The organism is Ruficoccus sp. ZRK36 (assembly GCF_019603315.1).
In the GTDB taxonomy this organism is placed as follows: Bacteria; Verrucomicrobiota; Verrucomicrobiia; order Opitutales; family Cerasicoccaceae; genus Ruficoccus.
The window spans coordinates 3154839-3171796 of the sequence record NZ_CP080649.1 but is presented as its reverse complement, the minus strand read 5'-3'; the positions used below and the strand labels follow the sequence as shown (position 1 = coordinate 3171796).

General features: G+C 60.3%; 11 protein-coding genes. 4 read left to right on the top strand and 7 right to left on the bottom strand.

Annotated features, from left to right (window positions below; all coding sequences use genetic code 11):
* Positions 1-99: 99 nt before the first annotated feature.
* On the bottom strand, positions 100-1143 hold the full coding sequence (locus K0V07_RS13895; protein WP_220621986.1) for a LacI family DNA-binding transcriptional regulator: 1044 nt from the start codon (positions 1141-1143) through the stop codon (positions 100-102).
* Between the two features lie 197 nt (positions 1144-1340).
* Between K0V07_RS13895 and K0V07_RS13890 the strand changes: the two genes are divergently transcribed.
* Both K0V07_RS13890 and K0V07_RS13885 read left to right on the top strand, forming a co-directional pair.
* Positions 1341-2147: a hypothetical protein gene (locus K0V07_RS13890; RefSeq protein ID WP_220621985.1), complete on the top strand. Its 807-nt coding sequence runs from the start codon at positions 1341-1343 to the stop codon at positions 2145-2147.
* A gap of 341 nt (positions 2148-2488) precedes the next feature.
* Positions 2489-5704: a DUF4962 domain-containing protein gene (locus K0V07_RS13885; RefSeq protein ID WP_220621984.1), complete on the top strand. Its 3216-nt coding sequence runs from the start codon at positions 2489-2491 to the stop codon at positions 5702-5704.
* Positions 5705-5868: 164 nt separating this feature from the next.
* On the opposite strand, the gene K0V07_RS13880 is transcribed toward K0V07_RS13885, so the two are convergent.
* Positions 5869-7254, bottom strand: coding sequence for a hypothetical protein (locus K0V07_RS13880; protein WP_220621983.1), 1386 nt, complete (start codon positions 7252-7254; stop codon positions 5869-5871).
* A 70-nt stretch (positions 7255-7324) separates the two neighbouring features.
* Between K0V07_RS13880 and K0V07_RS13875 the strand changes: the two genes are divergently transcribed.
* Positions 7325-8323: a LacI family DNA-binding transcriptional regulator gene (locus K0V07_RS13875; protein WP_220621982.1), complete on the top strand. Its 999-nt coding sequence runs from the start codon at positions 7325-7327 to the stop codon at positions 8321-8323.
* A 33-nt stretch (positions 8324-8356) separates the two neighbouring features.
* On the opposite strand, the gene K0V07_RS13870 is transcribed toward K0V07_RS13875, so the two are convergent.
* Positions 8357-9211 carry an AraC family transcriptional regulator gene (locus tag K0V07_RS13870; protein WP_220621981.1) on the bottom strand — a complete coding sequence of 285 codons (855 nt, stop codon included), beginning with the start codon at positions 9209-9211 and terminating at the stop codon, positions 8357-8359.
* Between the two features lie 127 nt (positions 9212-9338).
* Here K0V07_RS13870 and K0V07_RS13865 point away from each other — a divergent pair, with 127 nt between their 5' ends.
* A complete protein-coding gene (locus tag K0V07_RS13865) occupies positions 9339-10766 on the top strand; it encodes a beta-galactosidase (RefSeq protein ID WP_220621980.1) in 1428 nt (475 codons plus the stop codon).
* 90 nt (positions 10767-10856) lie between these two features.
* Here the strand turns inward: K0V07_RS13865 and K0V07_RS13860 are convergent, their stop codons facing one another.
* From K0V07_RS13860 to K0V07_RS13845, 4 genes are all read right to left on the bottom strand, one after another.
* Positions 10857-11813: an ADP-ribosylglycohydrolase family protein gene (locus tag K0V07_RS13860; RefSeq protein ID WP_220621979.1), complete on the bottom strand. Its 957-nt coding sequence runs from the start codon at positions 11811-11813 to the stop codon at positions 10857-10859.
* 34 nt (positions 11814-11847) lie between these two features.
* Positions 11848-12651 (bottom strand): NAD(+)--dinitrogen-reductase ADP-D-ribosyltransferase, encoded by an 804-nt coding sequence (locus K0V07_RS13855; RefSeq protein ID WP_220621978.1) that lies wholly within the window; start codon positions 12649-12651, stop codon positions 11848-11850.
* Between the two features lie 132 nt (positions 12652-12783).
* Positions 12784-16341 (bottom strand): pyruvate:ferredoxin (flavodoxin) oxidoreductase, encoded by a 3558-nt coding sequence (gene nifJ / locus K0V07_RS13850; protein WP_220621977.1) that lies wholly within the window; start codon positions 16339-16341, stop codon positions 12784-12786.
* A gap of 111 nt (positions 16342-16452) precedes the next feature.
* On the bottom strand, positions 16453-16923 hold the full coding sequence (locus K0V07_RS13845) for a flavodoxin domain-containing protein (RefSeq protein WP_255567995.1): 471 nt from the start codon (positions 16921-16923) through the stop codon (positions 16453-16455).
* Between the last annotated feature and the right edge of the window lie 35 nt (positions 16924-16958).

Below are 16958 nucleotides of genomic sequence, written 5' to 3'. Positions count from 1 at the left end.
AAGAAGTCGATAAACATTAGGGTGGAAGCACTTGCGATCCAGCCTGTGCCCAAGTAACCATGGGGCATTGGCGTGTTTGGGTATGGTTTTATGCCGTCTCTAAACGTGTATGGGAGGACCTACCTGACGGACCGATTGAGACGGAACCCAGAGCGGATCGATGATCAAGTTGCGGGGGATGGGGGGGATTCCTTTGTCATTGCGGTCGATCATACCGCTGAGCATCTCGACGGCGGCGACACCGACCTCCTCCGGTCTGCCATCGGCATGGGCCATGTGATCAAGCGTTTCCACGGAGAAAGGGACGGCATAGCCGATATCCTCCGGTATCCTGATGCCGCGCTTTTCCATGTACCCGATGACCGTGTCGTGCAGGCTCAGCAGGGCGTCGGGGCGATTATCGTCAAACCAGCGATTAAACGCCTCCTCCGTGATTTCCGGCCCTCGGAGGATCGGCAGGCGAGGGTAGTCGGGGGGCAGGTTTTCCTGTGCCGAGTGATAGGCGCCCACATAGCGGTGAATGCTGCGCTCGTCCTGATCTGTCAGGATGACGAATCCTACGCGCTGGTAGCCGAGTTTGCACAGCTCGCGCATACAGATCAGAGAGGCGTTAAACTGGTTGTCGATGACGACATTCAGGCTGGGGCTTTCCAGCGAGTAGCCCAGCGCAACGGCACTGAACTTTTCCCAATCGAGCTCCAGATGCGTATGGGATCGAGGTTGCGGGCCCACCAGCAGCCCCTGGATGCCGCGGGCGAGGAGGATTTTCGAGAGACGGTCGGAGTCTTTAACGTAGTCTGCGATCGCGAAGTCCTCGACCTTGAGACCAAGTTTTTCACCCCGTCGCTTGGCACCTTTATAGATGTGATGATGCAGGCTGGTGTTCTGAGTGATGGCGTCCGGGGGCGTGTTGCGCAGATAGGCAATGGTGCCTGAGTACGAACGCTGGCGCTTACCCAGCCGGTAGTCTGCCAGTGCTCGTAGCGCTGGGTCGGGGCGGTAGCCGCGCTGCTGGGCCAGCTCCTGAATACGGGTACGGGTGGCCTCTGAGAGCTTGGGGGAGTTCCGCAGGGCCAGAGAAACCGTCATGACGCTGACGCCTGCCTCGGCGGCCAGTTCGCGCATCGAGATACGTTGGGGCATGGGGTCGGATCAGGGGGAGTCGTTGTTTAGTTCAAGGGATTGAGATTGGAGACCCTCGTTTTACAGGAGGTCTATGATCCCTTTAAATACTCAGTTTTACAAGTAAAATTGCGGTGGAATTGACCCCTGAAATACCTATCGGATATTCTAACCACACATTACAATTCTCTAGCGTTAATACCCAATACCCAATGAATATGATCAAAACCCCGTCAATCCTCCTGGCCGGCCTGGCGCTGGCTTTCACGACCTCAGCCTCAGCCGTCACCCTGACCTTCGATAACCAGACGGTTTTCAATCAGCAGTGGAGCTCTGTGACCAGTAATCCCGAGAGCGTCGCCACCCTGCAAACCGATCCTGATCGGCTTCGTATGTACGCGACAGATCCAGCAGGCCAGGTTTCTCAGCTGACTCTTTATACGACTGCGGGCCTGTCTTCGGACATGGACTTTATCTCCAGTGCCAAGAACTTCACCTTCAACAACATCAACCTGACCTACACCAGCACCGGTGCCACCTATGCTGCGAACTTCGGGGTCAGCAACAGTAACAGTGGTGGTCTGCAGCAGAACTCCGGCCCGGATAACACCGTGTTTTTGACCTTTAACCGGTTCTCGGCAGAACTTCAGCTGCGCATGAAGTATAACGACACGCTGTCTACGCTCGAAACCTGGTCGTTTTCGCCTTCGGCCTCTGCTTACAGCCTCAGCAGCGTGACCATGACACTGAGTGATTCGGCATGGGCGATCACCGGGCAAACCAGTGACGGGCAGGACTTCTCGGGCTCGGGCAGCTACACGGACGGCATCACCTGGAGCTCTCAGAACTGGGGCGAAGATTTTTACACCGCCTTGCAGGTCCTGCAGACCACAACCTCTGACACCCGCTATGCTCAGCTCGAGGTCGAGAGCATCACGGCAGAGAATATCCCCGAGGCTGAGACCAGCGCACTGCTCCTGGGCCTGAGCGCCTTGCTCTTTCTCTGGATGCGTCGTCGCCGCTAGAAAGTTCGCTTTACACACCTCCGTGTCGAGGGGAGACACATTTTTCCATTACCATTCATACTGACTGACATGCGTACAGGCATGGACGGGAGATTTTGGCGCCCGATGGGATGCCAGACTGTTGTTCCAGACATACACGCGTAATGTCGGCCAGTAGGAATCGTCGACGTATTGGGTATTACATACAGACGAGCCGCACCGGTTCCCGGAGCCGGTGCGGTTGATTCTGTCGCGTGCAGTTGTTCTCGCTCATCGGGGCGCAGCTCTATAAGATTCGTATTTCATCGCTCGTTGAAAGTTCCCTCATGAAATATTCTATCCCGCATTACGCTTCCTGTATCGTGAAGTCATTCCAGCTGCTGGCTGTTTGCCTGTGCGCCTCTTTTGCGCATGCCGGTGAAGGCTTGCAGCCCTTTGACTCTCGCTGGGATCACTCGCACTACCTTGGATTTCGCCCGGCCAATGAGTCGGTCGCAGATGTGAACCCACCTCGATTCTCGTGGCCCTATATTCCGGGAACGATCATCGAGAGCAGGGATGCTGTGCCGGAGACAACGTTCACGCTGCAAATTTCCTCCCGCCCCGATTTTGCATCGCCGGAGATCGAGCGTGCGGCGACGTGGAACTTTATCAACGACCTGCCCCCGCTCAAGCCCGGCCACTGGTTCTGGCGTGTGCGTTATGATGTCCCCGATCGCCCGGAGCAGTGGAGTGCGATCCGTGAATTTACCGTTGAGGAGAAAACGCCGCAGTGGGACCGCAGTGCGCTTGGTCAGGACTTGTGGCCACACCCGCGAGTCGGCCCGGAGGATGGGGACTGGGAGTCCTTTGCGCAGCGACTGAAGACCGACCCCGTCCTGGCTCCTCTCTGGGCAGAGGCTCAGCGGAAGGGGGAGTCAATTTTGAAGCAGGACTGGTGGAGCGATTTCCCCAGCACCGACCGCCCAGAAAACTCTGATAAAAAAGCGGGTAAGGCGCTCAGTCGAAAGCTGAAAAATATCGGTGATGACCTGCTGGTCGCAGGATTCATTTACCGGGTGAGCGGTGACGAGCGTTTCCGACCGGCTATCGACCATGCGCTGACCGTGGCGAGTTTCCCAAAAGGCGGAGAGACCTCTCCCGAGTACAACGGCTGCTCTGATAAGTGGGGGACGCGGTGGAGCTACTATCTGGCCCGCTTCTACGACTGGTTTGAGGCCGACCTCCCTGCTGAGCAGGCCGACGCGCTGCGCGAGGCGGCTGCCTGGCGCCTGCAGGCCATCATGGGGGTAGCCCTCTCCTGGAAGGGGAACAAAGGCATTCATGCATCCGGCTCGGCCGTTTTCCAGCAGAGCCATCCGTATGAAAATATCATGAGTGCGACGCAGACGGCCCTGCTCCTGGCGGGCGATGATGAAACAGCCGACGAGTGGCTGCCGCTCCTCATGAACTACTTTACGGGTGTCGGTGCCGGGCACGGCCCGGACGAAGCCTGGAACGAGGCCGGCGGATACGCTTACTTTAAAAGTGCTCCGGCCTTCTATGCTTATCTCGTCGCGGAGATGACCTGCCCGGATATTGATTTAAAGCAATCGCCCTGGTTTCCGCATCTGGCGGATTTTCTGCTCGATCTGACGCCTCCGGGAGCTGGTCGCCAGGGCTATGGTGATTACACCGAGGATACGGGTACAGCCATGCGCCAGAGCGATTTGATGAAGTCCATCATGCTGGCATCCGTGGCGACGCAGGACGGTAAGTTTAGCCATGTCTGGGAGCAGATGCAGCGCGAAGGTGCCCGGCCGCGCGGACTGGATATAAGCCTTTTCATCGCCGCCGCAGAGCGCCTCGGCGTGCCTGAGGCCGGAGGGGATCACCCCGCCTCTACTCTTTATCCCACGGCGGGCTGGATCTTTGCCGGGACCTTTGACCCGAGCCAACGCGAGACCGCGGCGGATGGCGCGCGCGTGACCGTCATGGCCCGCCCGAATGGCGGCTACAGCCACTCCTACGCGCACGATGGCGCCTTCGTCTGGCAGGTGTACGGTAAGACCTTGTCAGCGGGTGGCGGCTCCACCGTGTACGCCGATATGTACGCCAGACACACGCTCAGCCATAACGGTATTCTCGTGAATGGCCATGGCGCGGAGTTTCGGGACTTTAAGAGCCCGTTTCCTTATGCCGCGCGTCCCTTGTATTGGGAAACCAAGCCCGAGCTTACGCTCTGGTCCGTGGACCTGACAGGTAGCTATCAGGCTGACCCTGAGTCTCCCGTTCAGCATGGGATGACCCGCAAGCTCCCGCCGGAGTGGGGCGCTCCCGAGCTGCAGACCTGGCGCCGTCACTTTGCCATGGTGGGTACGGACACACTGGTCATTTACGACGAGCTGGAGCTCAAGCCTGAAGCTGACCCGAGTATCTTTACCTGGCTGTACCACTTCCCGCCGAACAGCTCGCCTGCCCTGAGCGAAGACAAGGGGCTGACGCGCCTGAATTACCGTGTGGATGATGTGGACGCCGCTCTGTGGCAGCATGCCGATGTCCCTGTCGAAGCCGAACTGGCCGAGGGCAAAGAGACGCTGATCAATCCGATCACCGGTACGGACTACCTGCCCGGCATTCTCAAGGCCTACAAGCGTCGTGAACGCGAGCGCACCTGGGAAGTCTGGGCTACGGACCGCCTGACCGTGACGACCGAGCCTGTCCGCAAGGCGCATTTCCTGACGGTGCTGCTGGCCCGCCGTGAGGGAGCACCCGAGCGTGCGGTTGAGTTTCTCGATGGTCCGGCAGTGGTGATCCGTGGCTCTGACGAAAAGCAGACTGTGTCCTTTACGCCAGCCATTAAGGGGGACGTACAGATGGATGTACCTGCCATCGCCGCCTACGCTGAGCAGAGCGAGCCCTACCGGCTGCCGTTGTTCGGTGAGCTGGACCAACTGGACGTCGGTGGTGAGCCGCTTCAGGTCGAGTGGCTGCGTCACGAGAACTTCGATGGGGCCGATTGGCAGAACCGCTGGTTCGTCGAAAACCAAAACGCACTGGTGCGTGCTACCGATGATGGTCTTGAAGTCACACAGCCCGAGGGCGCGCGAGGCCAGGGGACAACGGCTTGGCTGCGGGCGCCTCTGCCTGCGGATGTCGTGATCCGTTTGCGCGCACGTACGCTTGAGACCGATGATTTTAATGCCTGCAACCTCAATGCCTTTATCAGTGCCACCGAGGCTGACGGCTCGCCGGTTCGCTTCAACCGACCCGGTGTCTACACCGACTATCACCAGATGAATAACTATCTGGTCACCTTTACAGGCGGGAGCATGGAGGGCTGGAGCCGTCTGCGCCGTGATCCGGGATTTAATCTGATCCACGACGACCCCCTGCGCACCGAGCAGGGTAAAACCTACGAGATTCTCTACGTCCTGCGTGGTGGCCAGGTGCAGGTTTACCGCGATGGTAAAATCGTGCATGACTGGACTGACCCCGATCCTCTGCCGGGCGGGCTGTTCGGCTTGCGGACCTGGTCCAGCGACATTGTCTGGGAGCAGGTGGATATCGGTGTCCCCCGTGCACCGGCAGCGCCTTGAGCCTTTCTGCCGGTCGGATGGCGGACCTGCGAGATCGTGGTTGCTCCCGACACATTACCAATGGTTCCATGGACGCCATCCCGCTGAACGAGAGGCCACCGGGATGGCTTGTGCGGCGTTCACACCGCCCAAGTCATCAACTCGGTTCCGATCCTACACCTCGCTCAGGTGTAGAAGAGCTGAGCGGTGGCCTCGCAGTCGCTATCGCTGACGAGGCGTACCCAGTGTGCGCTGAACCCGTCCGGGAACACCAGCGGCTCGTACCCCTTTGCGCCGACAGAGACCGACTTATACTTGCGCCACTCACCGCAGCCCATGAAGTCCACCTCGACATCAAACGATACGCTGCGGTCCGCCTCGTGGCTCAGGTGCAGCACCTTTTTATCAAAACCGGTCATCAGGTACGGGTCTGAGGGGACACCGGCCGAGACCTGGTCCTTCCACCACGGGCCACCCCAGCCGGAGGTCTTTCCGAAGTTCCACAAGTCGTCTGTCTTACCCATCCACAGGCCCGACTGAGGCTCGGCGCACTGGTAGTTACCGCCGAACTCATGGCTGGTGTTGTCCGCGCCGACGATGAATAGCCCCTTCCAGGAGCAGAAATCGCCGTGTACCCACAAGTGCGTGGAGATCGGGCGCACGCCCCAGACGCGGTTACCGTAGGCCCAGGGGGAAATCTCGTACCACATGCCGTGGTGGTCCATCATCAGGCGCTCATGCTCGGTCGAGCGGATGCGCGGCCACTCGGTCTGCCACTTGTGCTCCCAGCAGTGGGAGGCCTTGGGGAGGCGGTAGGTCGTCCAGGCGTTGTCGCCCTCGGTGTAAACCTTCAGCAGGGCGGAGGCGCGGTCCCAGCCGTTGGCGAAGATCGTTCCGCCGAAGCCCTCCAGCCCATTCACGGAGACGAAGGGCTTGCGCTCGATGACGGTCCACTTCTCGCCATCGAACTCAGCGAGCGTGCCTTCCTTACGGTTACCGAGGAAGTCTTCTTCGCAGTAGTCGTTGTTTGTGATGATAAGCCGTCCGTAGGCGGTGTAGCAGTCCTTGTAGTGGCAGGAGCCTTCACCGGGAGTGCTCAGCGCTTTCGTCAGGTCAAAGATCAGCTTCGTTTCCAGCGTGTGCACGTTGAGCTCGAATAGTTCGCCCTCCATCCCCAGCATGTAGACGAGGTCCTTGGGCTGGCTCAGGTGCTTGGCAGTGCCGCAGAGGCGGATGTCTACCAGCGCATCGACGGTTCGCACGTTGTGCTGTGTATCCACCAGATGCGGCCCGATGATGAGCTGGCTCGACTCCTCGTGGACGAAGCGGTTCGCGTAGGTGCCGTCAACCGCAGCGGGGTGGTGGCTCATCTGGAAGTTCTCGTCAATCACACGCAGGCCAGTACCCGTGCCGGTCTTGCGGCGGTGCGAGGTGTAGTTGAGCACGTAGAGTTTACCCTGCCAGGGCATGAGACAGCCGATGCCGATCTCGCTGCGCGGGGGGCCGAAGTCTGCGACCTGGGCGAGGGAGGGGACGACGCCGGAAATACTGAGTACGGGAGGTTGTTGCATGGTTTCGATCTTGATGCTGCATGCGGGCTTGCCAACGGCGCGGGTATGTTCACATTAACATTTTATGGCCGTGGATGACGCTAATCAAGGACGCCGCCCGACGATCGTCGATGTAGCCAGAGCCGCTGGTGTCAGCCACATGACGGTCTCGCGGGTGCTCAATGGTGCAAAGCGGGTGAGCCCGGATACGGCCCGTCGCGTGCATGAAGCGGTCAAGAAGACCGGTTATCGTCCGGACCCGGTGATGTCCGCTCTAGCAGCCTACCGCACACGCAGTAATCGATCGGAGGCCAGCGCCAATCTCGCCTTTCTCGATCGGGATGGGACACCCTACAGTGCCTGGGTTTTTGACGGGCTGCGGGCGGAGGCCACCGCGATGGGGTATGCGGTGCAAAGACATACGCTCCCGCATGATGCGCGTAAGCAACTACAGTTGTCGCGCATGCTTTATAACCGCGGGGTGCGCGGCCTGCTCTTTGGCCCGACGCAGGAGGAGTGGACATTTCCGGACTGGAACTGGGATGCCTTTGCCATGGTTTCGCTGGGTGCGCTCATCCACCGGCCGGTCATGCACAGCGTCTGCCTGAACTACTTCGACGGGGTCTACGGTGCCTGCCGCCGGCTGCTTCAGAACGGCTGCCGCCGGATCGGGTTTGCGGTGGATCCGCGTCTGGAGGCTCGCACGGGCCATCGTTGGCTGGGCGGCTATGCGGCCGCGCTGGGTGCCCGCCGTTTACAGGTCTACGAGGGGAGCCTGAAGCCGAGGGATTTCGCGCAATGGTGTTTGGGTAAAAAACTCGATGGAGTCGTGACGCTGCACGGTGAGCTCGCTACCGCATGGCCGGGCGCGCGCGAGTCCTTTGTCTTGCTCAATGACACGCACCTCACGGCACATCGCGGTATCTCGCGTTTGTTTCTCGACCCTCAGCAGATCGGGGCAGAGGGGTTGCGCTTCCTGCATCCGTTTCTGCTACGTCAGCAGTATGGGCTGCCTGACAAGCCCAAGATGCTGGAGATACCGGGGACGTGGATCCCGTGGGATGACGATAGCACAACCTCTACGGAGTAAGCCCGGCTGACTCAGGCTAGTTCGCGAACGCTTCTAACCGGCACGCATGGCCTGCCTGCGGAATTCACCAGGTGTCTGTCCGCCGCGGCACCTTTTAAACGCCTGGACGAAGTAGGGGTAGTTCTCGAAGCCGACCTGTGCGGCGATTTCTTTGATCTCAAGACCATGGATCAGCAGCAGGCGTTCGGCCTCGCGAATGCGCAGGTTGGTGATGTATTGATGGGGCGTGTGCGGGAAGAGCTTTGACCAGTTGCGAAAGAAGCTGCGCCGCGAGATGCCGAACGTGCTGCACACCTCATCGAGGTTGATGTCGGTGTTAAAGTTCAGCTGCAGGTGCGAGGCTATCTCCCGGATGATCGTGTCTGTATCTCGGGTGGCAGTCTGCGGGTGTACTCTCTGGAGATAGATATGCTCCAGTATCTGAAAGCCGATCAGATCAAACTGCTCTGCGATCCCGCGCTCCTGTGAGTGGGGGATCAGGCTGTGAAATCGGGCCAGCAAGTTCTCAAGGTCAGGGGTGATCTCGAACTCTATGATCGGCTCATCCGTGGACATGCCGCTGGCGTTGAATACATCCTCCAGCGCTGGCGAGTAGATCAGAAAGATAGCCTCGCGCGCACTGCGGACCGTGTATTCGTGTGAAACATCCGGGCGCTTAATGATCAGGTGTGGAAAACGGTAACGGTAGGTTTTCCCATCGATTAAATCGACGGCTTCCTCCTCTGCGGACCTCAGGCGCAGACAGAACTCCAGCTCGCTGCGTCCGTAGATCTTGTACGTCTCCAGACTGGGCGTTTTGACGGTGCCGACGATCGATAGCTGGAAGGGTAGGCGGATGTCCCGCTGCTGATTCAGGCTGATGAACTGCGTCTTTTCGATGGCTTTCATGCTGATCTGTTTTAAAAAGACTGGTCCGTTGATGGCACAAAGTAAACATTTATTGGCACGATGTTTTATTTGAAAATCAGGCGGTGCGCGCTCAAGTTTGGCTTCGAACTCTAACCCATCTATCGAAATGGAACCCCTGAAAAAACTTGGAACTGTTAGCCCCGTTAAATCGGTTAATGTCGGCCATTCTCCTATTGGAATCGGCTTTGAGAAGCTGGATCGTGATGTCTTCGATCCGGAAAATGCTTATGATAAAGTTGCCGACATCGGTGTGAAGTGGGTACGCATCCAGTCCGGATGGGCCAAGACGGAAAAGGAAAAAGGCGTCTACGACTTCGCCTGGCTGGATGGCATTATTGATAATCTTATTCGACGCGGCATGACACCGTGGATGTGCCTTTGCTATGGCAACGGCATCTACAACGAAAAAGCTGCCGGGGTCTTTGGCGCGGTGGGCGTGCCCCCGATCCACTCAGAGGAAGAAAAGCAGGCCTGGGCCAAATACGTGGAGGCGCTGACCGCTCGTTACCATGGCAAGATCGAATGGTACGAGGTGTGGAATGAACCCGACGGTGTGTGGTGCTGGAAGCATGGACCGGACGGGCGTGAGTACGGTGAGTTTGTAAAGGCTACGGCAGCAGCTATACGTGCGGGTGATTCCACCGCAAAAGTCATTGGTGGCTCGACCTGTGCACGTGGCCTGGACTGGCTCAACGATGTTTTCTCAACTGGGGCGGCAAAGGTGATGGATGCCTTGACCTACCACTACTATATCCCCGACGAGGAAAACTGCTTCGACCGCATACGCGCGCTGCGCAGCCTCTGTAAGAGCTACAACCCGGACATGATCCTGATCCAGGGAGAGACGGGTGCCCAGACCAGCTCGAAGGGGCAGGGGGCGATGTCAGGCTGTGCCTGGACGCCGGAGCGGCAGGCGAAGTTCATGGCCCGTCATATCATCTGCGACCTGATGGACGAGGTGATGTTTGCATCGTACTTCTCGTGTCTGGACATGATCGAAGCTCTCAACGGTACGGTCGGCGATCTCGGCAGCTATCAGGACTACGGTTTCTTTGGCGTGCTGGCTGCTGACTTTGACGAGCAGGGCCGGGCCAGCGGAGAGTATAAGCCTAAGCCCTCTTACCGCACGCTTCAGACGCTCTCTGCAATCTTCCGGGAGGACTTCGCCAAAGCCGACCTGCCGGTAGACTTTCTGCAGGAAGACTATATCGAGTGGCGCATGAGCCGCCGGCTCCTCCGCCGCGAAGACCCCGGTAAGGAACTTATCACGACAGGCTTCACGCGCCCTGACGGATCGGCGGCCTTCGCCTACTGGAAACCGACTGAACTGCTGACGACCTCCTATGAGGCTACTGTTTCCTTTGAGTGCGCGACTCTGCCGGAAAAGGTGCGCCTGATCGATATCGTGGATGGCTCGATCTACGAGATCCCCGATGAGATGATCGAGGATAACGGCCGGGGGCATCGGCGATTTATTTCGCTGCCGCTGCGGGACTATCCGCTGCTGCTGACCTTTGGCGACTTCGTCCTCTAGCTCCGGCAGGGCAAGCCCTGCACCCTGGGTCTTCACATCTGGATGGCTCCGCTACGGCGGAGCCATGGGCCGGGTTGCGCACGGAGGCACTCAGTCTTCCAGCACCAGTCCGAGCTCGGCCAGGATGTGCTTGCCGCGCAGTCCCTTGATCCAGCGCTCAGGGATGTCTTCAACGCCGTAGCGGACTCCGGCAATGCCCCCGGCGACGGCTGCCGTGGTGTCGGTGTCGTTACCGAGGGAGACGGCCTTCTTGATGATGGTCTCGTAGTTGTCCTCTTCGCAGGCGAGGCGGGCAGAGTTGAGGCAGTCCACGACGTAGCCGGTACCGGTGCCGGTGGGTGGCTCGTCCGGGCAGATCTGCTCTTCGAGTTCTTTGGAGGAGACTGGGTCTGCCGCGTAAATCATGCGCAGCGTGGTCACGGCGTCGCCCCACGGGTCGGGGTGGCGCTGCATCTCGCGGCGGGCCCACAGGCAGTACAGGGCGCAGCAAACCTGCGAACGCGGATGCCGGTGGGTGAGCCGTGACTGGCGGTGAGCATCGAGGACCAGCGCGAGGTCGTTACCCAAGTGCTGGAGCGCCAGCGGCAGGCAGCGCATGAGCGAGCCGTTACCGTTATTGCGGACGCCGGTGAGCCCGGAGTGGCTGGTGGAGACGCCTTTTTTCAGACGGGCGAGCGCCACGCTGGTCTGGTTGCCGATGTCAAAGGCGTAGTTGTCCACCGCCATGTACCCGAAGTCATGCCACTTGATCAGGCGCTTGGAAAAGTCAAAGGCGTGGTAGTAGCCGCACTCCTGCAGGGAGGCGAGCAGGCACAGCGCCTGGGCACCGTCATCGGACCAGGTGCCGGTGGGGACATGCGAGTAGGTGCGCAGAAAACCCTTGGGGGGCTCCATGTCGATCTGGTCAAAGGGGGGCAGCTCCTGCGGCATGCGAAACTCATAGGGCACGCCGACGGCGTCACCGATCAGCATCCCCAGCAGTCCGGCTTCGAGCTGCTCCGGTGTGGCAAGCCGGGAGGGTGTTTTCGCGCTGACTAGGCAGTTCATGGTCTTCCTTTTTATGTATAAAAAATAGACTGGTTTAATACAGCAGTTCCCGGACCCAGTAGTTACCGCCGACCACCAGATATTCATCTTCGCCCTTGAGTAGTTGACTAGGTAATAGCTGACTGAAGAAAACGACTTTGGTGGCGGCGATTTGGGTCTGCCAGACGGTCGATCCGAACTCCCAGGCCTTCTCCCGGTCCGAGGTAAAGGAGACGAGATTGTTAAGGCGTACGCAGGACTCGCGCTTGGCGCGCGTTTCAAAGACCGGGTGCTCCTCCGGGTCGCACGTGCCGCGGTACAGCGTGAGCACTTGCCGCTCTGGCCAGCGGCGGCGCAGCTCGTATTGGCAAAACTCGTACATCAGGTCCAGTTGGGAGAAAATGCAGTTCGTCTTGGCACTGCCGCGCATGCGGTCCACGGCGAAGCGATGATCCTCCTCGCCCTCGAGCGGACGCAGGACGCCCCGGTGATAGGTGGGCATGATCCCGAATCGGCTCTGCACCCAGCTCTTGAGGACGGCGCCCTCGATGCCGTTGCTGTCCACGCCCCAGCCGCGCAGGAAGCGGATGTAGCTGTTGCGCAGGCTGCTGCGGGCCTTTCCCTGATAGTTTTCCCACTGGTGCAGGGCGAACTTCACATCCACGTAGTCGTGGAAGATCTGGCCGCGCTCCATCGGGTCCTCGATCTGCTCCAGACGCTTAAACAGGTAGGCGTTGGATTCACGCACACCGGCGATGCTGAGCGCAACCGGTGAGGTGTTAAACTCGTCCGAGGCGATAACCCATGGCGGGATGTCGCAGTGGTTGATCGTGATCTGGCCCGGCTCTTTCTGGATCATGCGGTGGGGGTAGGGCGATGCTGCCTGTGAAGAGGATGGGTGGGTGAAAACGGGAAGCGCGAGGGGATGATAAATCCCCTCGCGCGCTGGTGTGAATCAAAATCCGGCGGGTGCCGGCGGCGAGAGGGGAAATCAACCCCAATCGTCGTCGTCGTCCTCGTCTTCGAGTCCGGCTGCGGCCATCTTCTCGAGCTTGGCCCAGCGGGCATCAACATGCGCCTGTGCCATTTCGAGCAGCTGACCAGCTCGGTCCGGATCGGAACGCTGGAGGGACTTGAAGCGGTTCTCCTTCGTCATGAAGTCAGCCACCGGCATGGACGGCTCGAAGGACTCCAGACGGAAGGCCGGAAGCTCGCTGCCGATATTCCGCGGGTCGTAGCGGAACAGGGGCCAGTAGCCGCTGTTGACCGCCGCCTTCTGCCGGTCGGGGCCGAGCGTCAGGTTGATCCCGTGTGCCTGGCAGGGGCCGTAGGCGATGACCAGTGAGGGGCCGGGATAGCTCTCGGCTTCGCGGAGGACCTCAATCGTCTGCTGCTCGTTGGCACCCAGTGCGATCTGGCCGACGTAGATGTTACCGTAGCTGATCGCGATCTGGGCCAGGTCCTTCTTGGCGATGGCCTTGCCAGCGGCTGCGAACTTCGCCTGAGCGCCGATCGGAGTGGCCTTGGAGGCCTGGCCGCCGGTGTTCGAGTAAACTTCGGTGTCGAGGACGAGCACGTTGACGTTGTGGCCGGAGGCGAGCACGTGGTCGAGGCCGCCGTAGCCGATGTCGTAGGCCCAGCCGTCACCCCCGATGATCCAGGTGGACTTCGGGACGAGGTAGTCCAGGTGACGCTTGAGCTGCTTCACCGTGGCGCTGCCGCCGCCATTGATCTTGTCCTTCAGCTCGGCTGCGAGCTGACGCTGCAGGGCGGGCTTGGCATTGAGGATCGACTCGACCTTGTCCTTACCGATCTCTTCACCAGCTAGCTCCAGAAGGCGCTTGGCGGCTTCGTGGCGGTGCTTGGAGGCCAGGTGCAGCCCGAGGCCGAACTCGGCGTTGTCCTCGAACAGGGAGTTGGCCCAGGCCGGGCCGCGTCCGTCTGCATCGGTGCAGTAAGGTGTGGTCGGCAGGTTACCACCGTAGATGGAGGAGCAGCCCGTGGCGTTGGCGATCAGCAGGCGATCACCGAAGAGCTGCGTAAGGATGCGGACGTACGGCGTCTGCGTGCAGCCCGAGCAGGCCCCGGAGAACTCGATCAGCGGCTGGCGCAGCGTGATGGTCTTGGCGGTGGCCTTGGACGGGTCGAGGTCTGGCTGAGGCAGGCTCTGGAAGAACTTCAGGCTTTCGAGTTCCTGATCGATGTAGTTTTCAACCGGCTCCATTTCGATGGCGCGGCGACCATCCTCGTTCTTGGCCGGGCAAAGCTCGACACAGGCCATACAGCCGGTGCAGTCCTCGGGGAAGACCTGGATGGTGAAGCCCTTGCCGTCGGCACGCGGTCCCTTCAGCTCGGCGCTGCGGAAGCCCTCGGGGGCCTTGGCCAGCTCGGTGATGTCGTAGGACTTCGGGCGGATGGCGGCGTGCGGGCAGAACAGCGAGCACTTGTTACACTGCGTGCAGGTCTCGGCATCCCAGACCGGGATGTGGGAGGCGATGCGGCGCTTTTCGTACTGCGAAGTACCGGTCGGCCAGGTGCCATCGGGCGGGAAGGCGCTGGTCGGGAGCAGGTCCCCCTTACCGGCGAGCAGCTGGGCAGTGACGCGCTGGGCAAAGTCCGGAGCCTCGTCGGGCACCCACTTGATCGGCATCGAGGCGGCGGTGGCCTCGGCCGGGATCTCGACCTGCTCAAGGTGCGAGAGAGCGGCGTCAACAGCGGCGCAGTTCATCTCGACGATCTTCGGGCCCTTGCGGCCGTAGGTCTTTTCGATGCGCGTCTTGATGTTGGCGATGGCCACGTCGGTCGGCAGGACGCCGCTGAGGGCGAAGAAGCAGACCTGCATGATGGTGTTGATGCGGTTACCCATGCCGACCTCGCGGGCGACCGAGTAGGCGTCGATCACGTGGAAACTGGCCTTTTTCTCAATGAGGGCTTCCTGGACTTCGAGCGGCAGGTGGTGCCAGACCTTCTTGGCCGGGTAGGGCGAGTTAAGCAGGAATACGCCACCTTCGGAAAGAGTGGAGAGGACATCGACCTTACCGAGGAACTGCGGCTGATGGCAGCCGACGAAGTGCGCCTCGTCCACGAGGTACGGAGCCTTGATCGGCAGCGGACCAAAGCGCAGGTGCGAGGTGGTCAGACCGCCGGACTTTTTGGAGTCGTAGACGAAGTAGGCCTGCGTGTACAGGTCTGTGCACTCGCCGATGATCTTGATGGTGTTCTTGTTCGCGCCGACGGTACCGTCCGAGCCCAGACCGAAGAAGACAGCGGACTGCGTCTTGCCGGTTTTGACGGAGAAGGCTTCGTCCCACTCCAGGGAGAGGTTGGTCAGGTCGTCGCGGATACCGACCGTGAAGTGGTCGCGCGGGGCCTCCGTGAGGAGGTTGTCAAAGACGGACTTGACCATGCCGGGCGTGAACTCCTTCGAGCCGATGCCGTAGCGGCCACCAACGATGGACGGGACGGAGTCGCGCAGACCTTCGCGGGCAGCCTGCTGGAGGGCCAGAGCCACATCGAGGTGCAGCGGTTCACCGAGAGCGCCGGGCTCCTTCGTGCGGTCGAGCACGGCGACGGACTTGACCGTGGCGGGCAGGGCGTCGGAGAAGGCCTTGACGTCAAAGGGACGGAACAGACGTACGGAGAGGACCCCGTACTTGGTGCCGGTGTGTTCGTTAAGCCACTTGGCGGTCTCGGAGGCGGTTTCAGCACCCGAGCCCATCAGGACGATGACCTGCTCGGCGTCTTCGGCGCCGTAGTAGTCGTAAAGCTTGTAGGCGCGGCCGGTCTTCTCGGCAAAGACATCCATGATCGCCTGAACGGTGCCGGGCGTGTCTGCGTAGAAGGGGTTGGTGGCCTCGCGGGACTGGAAGTAAGTGTCCGGGTTGTGGGCGGTACCGCGGACGGACGGGCTGTCCGGGGTCAGCGCGCGCTGGTAGAACGACACGAGTGCGTCCTCGTCGAGCAGGCTCATCAGCGTGTCGTCGGAGATCGGTGTCATGGAGTTGATCTCGTGCGAGGTGCGGAAGCCGTCGAAGAAGTGCAGGAAGGGCACGCGGGTCTTCAGCGTGGCGGCGTGCGAAATGGCGGCCATGTCGGCGGCCTCCTGGACGGAATTCGAGGCGAGCATGGCAAAGCCCGTCTGGCGGCAGGCCATGACGTCGCTGTGGTCGCCGAAGATCGACAACGCATTGGTAGCGATGGCGCGGGCCGAGACGTGGATGACCGCCGGGGTCAGCTCACCGGCGAGCTTGTACATGTTCGGGATCATCAGGAGCAGACCCTGCGACGCCGTAAAGGTCGTGCTCAGGCTGCCGCCCATAAGGATGCCGTGAAAGGCACCGGCTACGCCGCCCTCACTCTGCATCTGGACAACCTGCGGAGTGTCGCCCCAGAGGTTCGGCTGGTTCGCCGCACTCCACTCATCACAGAGTTCGGCCATCGGGGTGGACGGTGTGATCGGATAGATCGAGATGATCTCGCTGAGTCGATAGGCTACGGCGGCTACGGCCTCATTGCCATCGATTGTTTTTAGTGAAGTGGTTGTTCCCATGACAGTCTATAGAGTTGCTCCGGGCGGGAGAGTGGGGGGCACGGCTTGCGCCTGCCCCCGGCTCACCCCGGGCGGATAATTGAATCGGTAATGTGTGGTTGAAGTAAGTCCTCAAGCGGCGCCGACGCCGAATACACCCTTCATGGTCTTCCAGAAGTTCTTGGACCAACCGATGTAGTTGACCATGAACTCGGCTCCCATGTCGGTGCGCGGCATGATGCACTTGGCGCCCAGTTCGGAGAGCTTGGCGTCGATCTTCTTGCCGCACTCGCAGAACAGCGGGTACTCGGTGTCGCCGAGGGCGAGCACGGTGTACTCGAGCTTGCTGAGGTCGGCGCTGGAGGCGAAAAGTTCGTTGCAGAATTTCACGCACTTGGGCGGCGGAGCGCCGTCATCCCAGGTGGAGATGATGACGAGGGCCGGGTTTTCAATGGTGGCCAGTTGGTCGGCAGAGTACTCGGCGAGGTTGACGAGTTCGACGGCGACGCCGTTCTTCTCGCCCTTGGCTGCTACTTTTTTGGCAAGTCCTTCGCAGTTGCCGGTTTCGGTTCCGTACAGGACGGTGAGCTTCAGATCTGACATGACTGATAGTGCGTTATATGGTTGTTCTGGTATGA